We start from the raw sequence: 12,252 nt of genomic DNA, 5'->3' as shown, positions 1-12,252 counted from the left end.
GACAAGAATGTTGCAGCGCGACCGCATGGGTTTAGGTCATCCTTGCGGACCTGGTTGTCAGATCAGACCGACTGTCCATTCGAGATCGCAGAAGCCTGCATCGGCCATGTAGGAAAGGGGGATGCCGCGATCGATACCTACAATCGCACGGCCTACGTCATGAAGCGCGCGCCTTACATGAACGCCTGGGCCGCATATGTAAGCGGAAAAACCTGAACAAAACGTAAACCTGAGTTTAATGACGTCCTGTTAATCATGTCTCATAAAAATAAAAAGAGGACATAAATGGCAGACAGAATATTAAGACAAAAAGACGTTCAGGATATTGCCAGGCTCAGCCGCTCGACTATTTACAGACAGGTCAATGCGGGCACATTTCCGGCCCCAGTCAAATTGACCGACCGCCTCATAGGATGGCACGGCAGTACCATCTCGGAATGGTTGGCCGCCCGCCCGGCGCTTATCGCGCCGGGCGGGGTTTTGATTTTCATGCGTTTGCAGAGCCACATTCAACCTGGCAGACTTGCCTCCAGCCCTCCCTTGTCCGGATAGGGCAGATGCAGCTTGAGATCGAAGCGACCACTGCGGATGACCGCGGAATCGACAGCGTCCACGTAATTTGTGGCGCCAAGCAGGATCAATCCTTCGACGTCCTTGGCCCTGTTGATTTGCTCAAGCAACCCATTCACGACACCGCGCATGTAGCTCGCGTTGAATTCTCGCGCGTCTCTTTGCGAGAAGCTATCCAACTCGTCGATGAAGAGCACCGCAGGAGCGGCCTCTTTTGCCTCTGCGAAGGCCCTGTCCAGCGCAGCAAGCATATCGACTTGATGCCCGTGCTTCTGACAGTCAGAGAATGAAGTACTGATGATCGGGATATCCCAGAGCGCTGTGCGGTCTGACTGTGTTGTAGTGTCGGCGCCACTTCTCGATCAGAATCTGGGCCTCGCGTAGCGAGTAGAAGACCTCACCGTTCAGAAGCTCATCCCGGAACCTGGCATTGAAGCTTTCGCAGTAGCCGTTCTCCCACGGTGATCCTGGCGCAATAAAGGCCGTCTTGGCGCCCACCGCGCCGATCCAAGCGCGTACCTTTTTGGCGATAAATTCCGCGCCATTGTCGGATCTTATGTATTCCGGCGGACCGCGCAGGATGAACAGGTCGGTCAAGGCGTCGACCACATCGACGGAATTGAGTTTACGTTTGACGCGGATCACCAGGGCCTCCTTCGTGAACTCATCGATGATATTGAGCGTGCGATATACCCGTCCGTCGTGGGTCCGATCCTGGACGAAGTCGTAGGACCAGACATGGTTCGGGCGCTCAGGTCGGAGCCGGATGCATGAGCCATCGTTCAGCCAGAGCCGGCCCTTCTTTGGTTGTTTTTGCGGGAGTTTCAGCCCTTCCTGCCGCCAAATGCGTTCGACGCGCTTGTGATTTACATGCCAGCCGCTGTTGTTCAGCATCCCGGTAATCATGCGATATCCATAGCGCCCAAACTCTCGCGTCAACTCAATGATGTCCTCAGTCAGCCGTTCTTCGTCCGGCAAACCACAAGGAACCTTGCGTTGTGTCGAACGATGCTGTCCGAGTGTGCGGCAGGCCCGGCGCTCAGATACGCCAAGGGTCTGCTGCACATGATCAATGCACTGACGGCGACGGGAAGGGCTTAAAAGTTTCCCCGGGCAGCCTCGGCCAGGATCATCTTATCCAGCGTCAGATCTGAAACCGCACGCCTGAGCCGGGTATTCTCGGTCTCCAGCTGCTTCAAACGTTTGAGCTGATCCCGGCTCATGCCACCATATTCTTTGCGCCATCGATAATAGGTCTGCTGCGTCACGCCAATCTGGCGCACGGCATCGGCAATCGAGCTGCCTTGCCCTTGCAACACTTCAACCTGCCGCAGCTTCAGCACGATCTCTTCGGGTTTGTCTCTCTTTCCGGCCATCTCTGGCCCCCCTGAAATGGGATAATACTATCCCAGTTGGTGGACCACTTCAGTGGGGGCACTCCAACAAGGTCTCAGACAACTTCCGCGTCATAACGCACGAGAACTTTCGGGTTTTGGAGTAGACGCGGTATAGCGCCACAAGACCACCGCAGTGACTGTCTTTCATCTAGTTAAAGGAGGGGCGAAAGACGGGTGCGTCATCAAACCATAAGAAAAACTCAGTTTAGCACAGATATCTAGCTGGTGGGGCGTAAAGCTCCACCAGCTAGATCAATGTCAAACCTTGATGTGGTCCTTTGCCAACGCGTGATAGATAACGCCACCAAGGAGCGCGCCAATCACCCAATTGAAGCCAGCCAATATTGCGAACCACGGAATCCAGACGGTCGCGACAGAGAAGATCGCGGCGACACCAAACGCCTTGATCGCGGCGCTATTCCAGCCGTTGTCATAGTGATAGATACCGCCCTCCATATTGTAGAGATCAGCTTCGCTTAGGTGTTCCTTACGGTGGACATAGTAGTCGACGATCATGATGCCGAAGATTGGTGCGAGCACTGCGCCCAGCGTGTTCACGAAACCACTGATGCCTACCTGACTGATGAAGCTCACCCATAAGCCGCCGATCACCAAGGCAAACAGTGATGTGATCAAGCCAGCCTTACGAAAGCTGATCTTATCCGGAGACAAGTTGGCGATGCCGTTGACCGCTGGGACGAAGTTGGCAACTAGGTTGATCCCGACCGTCGCAGCGAAAAAGGTGATCGCCCCGATAACTCCAAGAAGCACGCTGTCGGTGCGTTCGATGATCTCTGTCGGGTTGATGATTGCTTCGCCATAGACCACCGCTGCACCGCCGGTCGTCAGGAGCGCCAGTGCCGAGAACAAAATCATGTTGAAAGGCAAACCGGCTAGGTTGCCCAATTTCATCGTCCGCTTGTCCTTGGCATAGCGCGAGAAGTCGCTGAAGTTGATCATGACTGCCGCGAAATAGGCGACCATTGTGCCAACGATGGCAATGAATCCTTTGAACTCAGTCCAAGCTGTGCCTTCGGGATTGGCAAAGATCGTCGCTGTGGCGGAAAGAAGCTGGCCGTCAGAGCGCTGCCAAAGCACAACTACAAGGCCGATCATAACCAGATACACAAAGGGACCAGCAATATTCAGGAAAGTCTCAACCCAATTCATCCCACGCCAGAAAACAACGATATGAAATCCCCAGACAATTATGAAGGAAATCCAGTCGATACCTGTAAGGCCGAGGATTTCCGCTCCTCCGCTTGCACCTGTAATCGAACGGATCAACAGGGCTACCGCCGTCGAGGCAAAATAGACCTGAACTCCGTACCAGAACACAGCCACAATCGCGCGGAGAATAGCAGGGAGCTTTGCTCCTTGAGTTCCAAGGCTCGCGCGGGCGAAGACCGGATAGGGGATGCCATATTTTTCACCCGCAGCGCCAGACAAGTTAACCATCCACATGACAAAAAACGCAGCCGTGATCAAAGCAGCGAATGCGGTCCATCCACCGACGCCGAACGAAATGAACAGCGATGCCACAAGGGAATACCCGAAGAGCGACTGTATATCGTTTGCCCAGACGTTGAAAATGGCGAACCACCCCCAGGTTTTTTCTTTGGCACCAGCCGGATTTAGTATGTTTCCCTCCGGGTCCATCGTTCCGCCATGGGCGACATGCCCGCCATCAATTGAAGCCATTTCTTCCTCCCTGTAACCGCTAACCGGATACAATTTTGGTTTTCTGCAGATGTCTGCACAAATCGAACTTGTAAGTAACATGTTAGTAGGTATCTTAAGTAATATACTATCAAATACGTCAGTTAACACTTTACGGATTCAATTGAAAATACCGCGGTTGGGTGAATGAATGAGACAGCATACTGAAGGCACACTATTAGCGGATAAAGCTCAACGCGCGCTTTGGGATGCACTTCGAACGGGAAAACTGCGAGACGGCCAGCTCCTCTCGATGACGCAACTGGTCGATATTCTTGATTGTCCGATTGCGGCCATTCGCGAGGCGGTGAAACAGGCCAGTGCACTAGGTTTAGTGTCCACATTACCGAAACGCGGTGTTAAAGTCATGGAAGCGCGCCCCGAAACCATTCGGGACTGTCTCGATTTTCGAATGGTATTGGACATGGAAGGCGCGCGACGGTGGATCGCTAGCGGTACTTTGTCGGAATTGAAATCTCTGCGAGCGCAGCACGATAAGATGTTACACGCGGCCCACAATGGCGCGGGGAACGATCTTCCGCCAAAGGCTATCGAGGTTGACTTGGCCTTGCACAACTATCTGGTCGAGGGGCTGGCCAATCTCCAACTGGCGTCCGCCTATGACGCCAACCGGGTACGTATTGCAATTATCCAGAATGCGCGCCCGTTCGTTCAAGACCGTATCGTATCTGCAATGGAAGAGCACCTTTCAATTATTGATGCCTTGGAAGGTCGCGATGTCGATGCCGCTGAGCACGCAATCCGATATCACTGTCAACAGACCCAGCGTTGGTGGGGCGTGGCCTGACATTTGTAACTTATGCATCGTTGAGACTGGGAATGGCGGGGCTTGCCGACCTCGAAACCCGGCGCGTTTCAGAGGATTGGCTTCGCGGTTAGGGGTAACGGCAAGTTTATAAGACACATGCAGCCATGCCAGAACCGTTTTCGGCCCCGGCATGTCTATATCACACAGCGATCACTGGCCGAAAAGCAGCTCGCGCTGGATCACGGGCGAAGCCTTGGGGTCTAAACCAAACTCGGTCAGGAATTCCGCATACCATGCTTGGGTTTGTCCGGTTTCGTACCAGTAGAAGATCGACGTATCGACCCAATCACGGAATGTTTTGTCAGCTTCTTTGCGGACACCTATGGACGTTGGCGACGAGAACGCAGGTGTCGGGATCACGAGCTGACCACGGCCCAGTTTTTTGCGCGCTGCCAAAAGCGGCGGGTGGAACAGGGACACGGCATCAACCCGGCCTGACTGAAACGCCGCAATAGATGCGCCATTATCGGGGAAACGTTGGATGTCTGCCAGCGGCAGCGTTGCAGTAATGAAGCTATCCATACTGGAGCCTTGGGGCACGGCAACTTTGACGCCTTCCTTGTTCAGATCGGCCCATGTGTCTGCGGCCAGGTCTTCGTTCGCCAACACAGCAAGCGAGATATAAAGCAGCGGGTTGCTCGGGAAATCAATCGATACCGCGCGCTCGGGCTTGGGATCGAGGACCGGCATGAAGTCGATCTTGTTGGATTGAAGCGCTGCCACGGCTGTGCCCCATGTCACTTCAACAAACTCAAGCTCTACGCCCAGAACTTCGGCCATATTCTTGCCGATGGTTACACCAAGGCCGCTATCCCAAGTTCCTGTAGCAGGGTTCTTGCTCCACCAGGGTGGGGCTTGGATCACGCCCATGCGCAACTTGCCAGTTTCGTTGATCTGATCCCAGGTCGATATGTCCTGCGCCGCAACGGGGGACACCGCCAATGTCAGGGCGGCGGCAATACCTGCCAGCCAAGATTTTGTTCGTTGGAACATATGTTTCATTTGTTTTCCTTCCTGTTGGTCGTTTGTTTATTCGGGCAATTTGAAAAGCGCGTGGCCTTCCAGAAATTCTTTCATCCGTTTTGTCTGCGGGTTTCGCAGCAAAGCCTGCGGCTCGCCTTCTTCGTGGATTGTCCCCTCATTCAGGAACAGCACGCGGTTGGCCACATGATAGGCAAAGCCCAACTCATGCGTCACGCAGATCATCGTCATGCCTTCCTCGGCAAGTTGGCGCATGGTTTTGAGCACTTCACCAACCAGTTCGGGATCAAGCGCTGAGGTGACTTCGTCAAACAGCATCACATCGGGGTCCATCGCCAGCGCGCGGGCAATCGCAACACGTTGTTTTTGCCCGCCTGACAGGCGCGAAGGGTATTCCGCCGCTTTGTTAGCCAAACCAACGCGGGTCAGCTGGATCATGGATTTTTCTTGCGCTTCTGCTTTGTCACGACCAAGCACGGTCAGTTGGCCCTCCATGACGTTTTGCAAAACGGTCATGTGCGGGAACAGATTGAAATGCTGAAACACCATGCCGATGCGGGTGCGCAATTTGCACAGATCGCCTTCTTTGTAGGTGACTTTGCCGCGAGCTTCGGTGCCGATGGCTTCGCCATTCAGAAACACGCGCCCGCTCGTCGGGATTTCCATGAAATTGATGCAGCGCAGCAGAGTGGATTTCCCTGATCCGCTGGAGCCCAACAGAACCATGGTCTCGCCAGTATTCACCTCAAGATCGATGCCTTTGAGCACTTCAAGCGGGCCAAAACTTTTGTGTAGATTTTCAACGCGGACAAGTTCGCTCATCGGTCACTCCGGTTTAGTACGCGTTCAAGCGCGTAGGTTCCCTGCACAACCGGATAGAGCACCACGAAAAAGATCAGGGCGACGGCGGTGTAGGATTCAATGGGGTTGTAGTTCAACTCAGCAATCAGTTTCGCCTGACTGAGCGTTTCGATGTAGGCGACGACCGAGGCCAGCGTGGACATTTTGAACACTTCGATGCCCCGGTTCGTCAACGCGGGCAGCACCCGTTTCAAGGCCACGGGCAAGATGATCCGCCGCATGGTTTGGGCAAAATTCATCCCGATGGCTTTGCCTGCTTCCCATTGACCTTTGTCAATGGATTGAATGCCCGCGCGGTAAATTTCGGCAGAAAATGCCATTGTGTTCAAAGAGATGCCCAGAGCGGCGGCCAGGAATGGCGAAGTCTCGATGCCCGTAAGGATCGGAAAGGCATAATAGAACCAGATGATTTGCACCAGCACAGGTGTGTTGCGGAACACTTCGACAAAGGCACGCGCAGGCCAAGCCGCGGCGGGGTGTTTCATATAGCGCAAGATGCCAATGATCAGCCCGCCAAACATGCCAAGCGTAACTGTCACACCAAACATCAACAATGTGCCCTGAAGGCCAACCCAATAGACGCGCCAGTTGGTTAATATAGTTGCGAAATCCCAATTGTGATCCATGTCAGTTCACCGTCCCTTCGCCGGATTTGGCAAGCCTGTGCTCGATTATGATCGACAATTGGCTGAACGCGAAGATCAACACGAAATAGATCACGGCAACCACGGTATAGACTTCAAGCGGGCGAAATGTACTCTGTGCGATACTATTGGCTTGATACATCAGGTCCGTGTAGGCGATGGTCGACACCAGAGTGGTCGTTTTCAACAATTCGATCGAGCGCTCCATAAAGGCAGGGATCATCCGTTTGACCGCCTGGGGCAGGATCACCCGACGCAGACTTTGATTGCGGCTCATCCCGATGGCTTTGGAACCTTCCCACTGACCGTGATCAATTGACTGGATGCCACTGCGGAAAATCTCGGCAAAAAACGCAGATGACTGGATCGAGAATGTCACCACTGCGGCCAAGTAGGGCGTCATGTTGATATTGAACAGGATCGGGAAAGCAAAGAAGAACCAGAACAGCTGAACCAACGGCGGCGTTGTGCGAAAGAATTCGATGATGAACGCAGAGACCATCGAGACAGGCCGCACTTGCGACAACCGCATCAGCGCAAGCGCAAGCCCAAGAGGCACACCAAGTGACAGCGCCAATCCGGTGACTTTTAACGTATTCAATAACCCTAGAAGCAGTATGTCGAGGTTGGCAATGACAGGTGCGAAACTCCATTCCATATCAGCGGGGTTCCTTTTGATGTGTGTGAACGGCGCGCGGCAACGAGGCCTTTGCACCCATGAAACGCGACACTCGATAAGGGTGCAGGTCAATATTTACGGCATTGCCGACGATCATATTTGCGAGAATCTGTCCGGTGCGCGCACTTCCGGTAAGTCCGACATGTTGATGACCAAAGCCCAGATAAACACCTTTGACGGTCGGTAGTTGATCAATGATCGGGATAGAATCCGTCGGCGCGGGGCGGTGCCCCATCCAACGCGTTTCCTTGGCATAAGTCAGCCCCGGCAGAATTTGATGCACACCGCGTTTTAATGCGGCAAATGGCGCTTCGCGACCTTTGTTGTTCAAACCGCCAAACTCAACCCCACCTGCAACGCGCAAACGCCCCTCCATCGGGGATAGGATGAATTTGAAACCTGGAACCAATGTCGGCGATTTGGGCATGTGCGACGCATCCCAAAACTCCAAATGGTATCCGCTTTCGGCCTCGACCGGGATTTTCACGCCAAGTTTCTTGGTCACAAGCGGCGACCAAGCGCCGGCGGTGATTGCAACGGCAGAGGCGTCTAAAGGGCCGTCTGGCGTTACCACGCCGGTGACTTTGCCATTTTCATGCGTGATATCTGTGACTTGGGCCTGTACCACCGAACCACCGGCAGCAGTGAAATGGTCGTGCAGATCAGCAAGATAAGCGCCCGGATCGGTGATCTGGCCGTGCTTGTGCAAGGCGGCAAGGAAACCAAAATCATTCGGAAACAACGGATCATAGGTATCGCGCGCTGCGCCTTCGTGTTCTGTCCATTCAAACCCAAGGCCTTTGCGGATGTCCCATGCCAGCCTTCCGGCTTCAAACTCGGCCCGATCTTTGAACAAAACCGCGAAATCACAGGGTTTGATATGACGCTGCGCAGACGTGCCTTCGGTCAACGATAGATGATCATCCAGACTGTTGCCGATGATCGGAGCCATGGCCGAGGCGATGCGCCGTACGTCAGCTTCGTTTCCGTGCGAGAGGTAGCGCAAGGCCCAGGGCATAAGTTTTGGCAAATAGGGCCAGCGTACAAAGATTGGCTCATTCGGGCTCAGCACCATCTTGGGCAACTTACCGAGTAGCCCAGGCATCGTAACCGGAAGCACCGAAGACGACGCCAACACCCCGGCATTGCCATAGCTGGCACGCTGGGTCGGTTCAGCCATATCAATCAGCGTCACCTGTTGCCCTGCACGTTGCAGCCAAATTGCGGTTGCGATCCCCACCATACCGCCGCCAACCACAACGACAGGCGGTTGGGTTTTGTCCGCGGTATTGAGGGATGCATGCGTCATGTCAGCTTACCCCAAATTCGCTTTCTCAAGATCAGCAAAGCTGCGGTCATATGCATCCAGAACCGGTTGCACATCCTCCATCTGCAAACAAAGAGGCGGCACCATACGCAGCACGTTTTTGAAGGTGCCTGATTTGGACAGGATCAACCCATGCTCGCGGGTCCGTTCAAACACATAAGCCGTGTGATCGGGGGCCGGTTCTTTGGTATCGCGGTCTTTAACCAGCTCAACCGCTTGCATAAAGCCGCGCCCACGCACGTCGCCAATGATGTCATAGCGATCTTTCAGCTGTAGCAGGCCCTCATGCAGCTTGGCCCCGACCGTTTTGGCATTGTTGATCATGTCATCTTCGCGGATCACGCGCAGAACAGCCCGTGCAGCAGCGCAAGCGACCGGGTTCGCGCCATAGGTGTGGAAGATGAACTTGCCCGCCATGCTTTCGGCGATTTCCTTTTTGACAACGACCGCCCCGATTGGGATTCCGTTGCCCAAACCTTTGGCGATGATCATGATATCAGGGACTACATCATGGCTATCGAAGCACCACATTGAATCACCGGTTTTGCCAAAGCCGGATTGCACCTCGTCGATGATCATCAAGCCACCAGCGGCACGTACCTTTTCAGCAGCGCCTTTCATGTAACCCGCTGGCATAGGGATAATTCCGCCGTAGCCCTGAACAGGTTCGATCAACATCGCGGCCAAAGCGCCACTTGTTGTATATGCGATCGTGCGATCGATTTCATCAAGATACGGATCCGTACCCTCGCCGAATATGCCGCGATACTGGTTTGGCTCTGCTGCAAATGTAATATTGGACAGCTGCGCGACGTTGTGGCGAAAACCATGAACACCGGTCACAGCCTGCGCACCATAAGTTGCGCCGTGGTATGAGTTACGCAAAGCGATGATATCGTGATTGCCCGTGTATGCGCGCGACATCATCATTGCCAAATCAATTGCTTCGGCACCTGAGTTTGTGAAATGAACCACCCACTCGTGCCCCGCTGGCATGGTCGCGGCGAGCTCTTCTGCCAAATGCGCAGGAACAGGATGGTGAAACATTGTTGTACAATGGGTCAGATTTTTCACTTGCTCAGTCACAGCCTCAACCACCGCGGGGTGCGCATGGCCAACGCTGATGCACAGGTTCATGCCCAGCAGATCGGTCAGCTTGTTGCCTTTTTCATCCCAACAATACTGCATTTTTCCTTTTTTCAGGATCAGTGGTTTTTGATAGGGCACGAAGGCGCGTTGAGACGCTGCATAATACTTATCACGCTTGTCGATAATGGAGTCCGTTGACCAATCAACGTCGGTTGCTATCTCATTCATTTTCACGATCCTTAAAAGAGAGCAGTGGTGCGTTGCTCAGGTAGGCGCACCAAAATTCTGTGCTTCGACCCGGAGCATTACAAAACTCGATGAGAATTAGAATGGACAGTTTAAGCCAAACTTCAGGACAGATAAGAATCGCCTCAGGCGCGCACTCTTATTGCTTCTGCGGCGATCAATTTGATACCATCCCGGAGCGACGCACGTGGTAAAGCGGTAAACCCGATACGCAACTTACGCTGCCCGTGTGATGGATCGCGGTAAAACGCGGCCCCCTCATCGACCAAAACGCCGTGTTGTTTCAGCCTTTGTGCAAGAATGCTTGTATCAATCCCTTTAGGAGCCGTCAGCCAAACACAGGTGCCGCCCTGAGACACTTGCTGATCAAAATCTGGCAAGTGCTCGGCTAAGGCATCTAAGATTATTTCCCACCGAGATCTGTACCGCCGTTCCATACGGCGCAAATGTGCGTCAAGCGCACCGCTGGCAATGAAGTGCGCCATCGCATCTTGGAGCAAGATCGGCGGATGGCGCATGGTGGATCGCCGGATCGCCTTTGCCTCTCGAATGACATCCGGGTGGGCCACCATATATCCAATTCGGAGTCCAGGCGCGACGCTTTTGGACAGGCTTCCTACATAGACAGTCCTGCCTGACGTATCCAAGGCCCGAATGGGTCTTTCGCGTTTTTGGACAAAGTTCATTTCTGCTTCATAGTCGTCTTCGCAGATCAGGAAATCGTCACGAACAGCACGTTCGCAAAGCTCTAATCGCCTCTTTACTGACATTGTCACGGTGGTAGGGAATTGATGGCTAGGTGTTGTGTAAACCAACCCGACATCTGCCGGTACTTTATCAACGATTAACCCGAACCGATCCACCGGAACGCAAGCCAACTGATTGCCTGCAACCTCAAATGCGTTGCGAGCTTCAGGATAACACGGGTCTTCAATTGCGACGCGACGTCCAACATAGGCATTCAACGTCGCCAATAGTGAAATTGCGTTCTGCGCGCCCGAGGTGACTAGAATCTCTTCCGGCGCGGCATTAATTCCGCGATACCCCAACAGCCGTTGCTGGAGTTGTTTGATCAGATTAGAGCTGTCTGCACCGCCTGCATCACGGCTCCACTCGACAAGACCGGAAGACGCCATCGCAGCCCGCATACTCTCTCGCCATTCCTTTATTGGAAACCATGTGGGATCGATTTGATTGTAAACAAATGGGTAGGGATAGTTGCTCCAATCATTTGGATGATCGACCTTTGCCATGTCCGATGGGCGCAGCAGACCCGCCATCACATGTTCCAGCGGCGAAGGAATGGATGTCTTCTTGTCTTTGGACGCAATGCTTGAACGTCCCAGCTCTGCTACGGCATCATCTACGAAATAGCCGCTGCGATCTCGCGAAACTACAAGACCAATATCTATCAATCTGCAATAGGCATCGTGTACCGTATTGCGCGATACGCCCAGATGGCCCGACAAAGCACGGCAAGACGGCAAAGGCTCGGCTTTGGGAAATAGATCCTGCGCGATCGCGGAACTTATCAGCTCACAGACTTGGTCGCGCAGGCACAACGCAGATGTTTTAGGCAGAGTTAGGAAACGTGCGTTGAGCATTGAGGCGTTCCGCGTTGATCTCAGCAACCTTACCCAATCCATATCAAGTTGCCAACGTGGTGACACCTCGCCCACTGGCGTGCCCCCGTCGGGTGGTCCAGGTTAATTGTTAGTGCATGGTCGGCCTTTGGTCTATCGGAACGAGGCTTTCGGGCGCTGGTGGGCGGTATCCCAGAGCGCTGTGCGGTCTGACTGTGTTGTAGTGTCGGCGCCACTTCTCGATCAGAATCTGGGCCTCGCGTAGCGAGTAGAAGACCTCACCGTTCAGAAGCTCATCCCGGAACCTGGCATTGAAGCTTTCGCAGT

At 53.8% G+C, this 12,252-nt stretch carries 13 protein-coding genes and 1 pseudogene; 3 read left to right on the top strand and 11 right to left on the bottom strand.

The genetic code is table 11. The annotated features are described in order from the left end of the window. Positions 1-216, top strand: a pseudogene (locus tag BMZ91_RS21685) (integrase); the annotation flags it as partial. A gap of 69 nt (positions 217-285) precedes the next feature. Continuing rightward, positions 286-552: a helix-turn-helix transcriptional regulator gene (locus BMZ91_RS20295; protein WP_092842410.1), complete on the top strand. Its 267-nt coding sequence runs from the start codon at positions 286-288 to the stop codon at positions 550-552. Here the strand turns inward: BMZ91_RS20295 and BMZ91_RS20290 are convergent. From BMZ91_RS20290 to BMZ91_RS20280, 3 genes are all read right to left on the bottom strand, one after another. After that, entirely contained in the window at positions 510-869 is a 360-nt protein-coding gene (locus BMZ91_RS20290) for an ATP-binding protein (RefSeq protein WP_342741963.1), read from the bottom strand. The genes BMZ91_RS20295 and BMZ91_RS20290 overlap by 43 nt on opposite strands. Next, positions 850-1,946, bottom strand: a protein-coding gene (locus BMZ91_RS20285) for an IS3 family transposase (RefSeq protein WP_092842408.1) whose coding sequence is annotated in 2 segments (ribosomal slippage) — positions 850-1,682 and positions 1,682-1,946 — 1,098 coding nt in all. Because the reading frame shifts where the segments join, the coding sequence is not laid out codon by codon here. Before BMZ91_RS20285 ends, BMZ91_RS20290 begins: the two co-directional genes overlap by 20 nt. Before the next feature lie 279 nt (positions 1,947-2,225). Then, entirely contained in the window at positions 2,226-3,668 is a 1,443-nt protein-coding gene (locus tag BMZ91_RS20280) for an NCS1 family nucleobase:cation symporter-1 (protein ID WP_092842407.1), read from the bottom strand. A 169-nt stretch (positions 3,669-3,837) separates the two neighbouring features. Here BMZ91_RS20280 and BMZ91_RS20275 point away from each other — a divergent pair, with 169 nt between their 5' ends. Beyond that, entirely contained in the window at positions 3,838-4,494 is a 657-nt protein-coding gene (locus BMZ91_RS20275; RefSeq protein ID WP_092842406.1) for a GntR family transcriptional regulator, read from the top strand. 171 nt (positions 4,495-4,665) lie between these two features. On the opposite strand, the gene BMZ91_RS20270 is transcribed toward BMZ91_RS20275, so the two are convergent. The 8 genes from BMZ91_RS20270 to BMZ91_RS20235 form a co-directional block, all read right to left on the bottom strand. Continuing rightward, positions 4,666-5,517 (bottom strand): transporter substrate-binding domain-containing protein, encoded by an 852-nt coding sequence (locus BMZ91_RS20270; RefSeq protein WP_245736507.1) that lies wholly within the window; start codon positions 5,515-5,517, stop codon positions 4,666-4,668. Positions 5,518-5,544: 27 nt separating this feature from the next. Further along, positions 5,545-6,318 carry an amino acid ABC transporter ATP-binding protein gene (locus tag BMZ91_RS20265; protein ID WP_092842405.1) on the bottom strand — a complete coding sequence of 258 codons (774 nt, stop codon included), beginning with the start codon at positions 6,316-6,318 and terminating at the stop codon, positions 5,545-5,547. Continuing rightward, on the bottom strand, positions 6,315-6,983 hold the full coding sequence (locus BMZ91_RS20260; protein WP_092842404.1) for an amino acid ABC transporter permease: 669 nt from the start codon (positions 6,981-6,983) through the stop codon (positions 6,315-6,317). Before BMZ91_RS20260 ends, BMZ91_RS20265 begins: the two co-directional genes overlap by 4 nt. A 1-nt stretch (position 6,984) precedes the next feature. Continuing rightward, complete coding sequence (locus tag BMZ91_RS20255) at positions 6,985-7,659, bottom strand: amino acid ABC transporter permease (RefSeq protein WP_092842403.1); 675 nt, start codon at positions 7,657-7,659, stop codon at positions 6,985-6,987. 1 nt (position 7,660) lies between these two features. Continuing rightward, positions 7,661-8,989: an NAD(P)/FAD-dependent oxidoreductase gene (locus BMZ91_RS20250; RefSeq protein ID WP_092842402.1), complete on the bottom strand. Its 1,329-nt coding sequence runs from the start codon at positions 8,987-8,989 to the stop codon at positions 7,661-7,663. Positions 8,990-8,995: 6 nt separating this feature from the next. After that, a complete protein-coding gene (locus BMZ91_RS20245) occupies positions 8,996-10,324 on the bottom strand; it encodes an aspartate aminotransferase family protein (RefSeq protein ID WP_092842401.1) in 1,329 nt (442 codons plus the stop codon). A 143-nt stretch (positions 10,325-10,467) separates the two neighbouring features. Further along, a complete protein-coding gene (gene pdxR, locus BMZ91_RS20240) occupies positions 10,468-11,946 on the bottom strand; it encodes a MocR-like pyridoxine biosynthesis transcription factor PdxR (protein ID WP_092842400.1) in 1,479 nt (492 codons plus the stop codon). Between the two features lie 109 nt (positions 11,947-12,055). After that, positions 12,056-12,252 (bottom strand): integrase core domain-containing protein (locus BMZ91_RS20235; RefSeq protein ID WP_143076424.1); only part of this gene is annotated, 197 nt, incomplete at its 5' end.

The sequence above is a fragment of the Roseovarius lutimaris genome, assembly GCF_900115165.1.
GTDB classification, from domain to species: domain Bacteria; phylum Pseudomonadota; class Alphaproteobacteria; order Rhodobacterales; family Rhodobacteraceae; genus Roseovarius; species Roseovarius lutimaris.
Note: the sequence above shows the minus strand (reverse complement) of the source record. Positions and strands in the feature narration are given on the sequence as shown.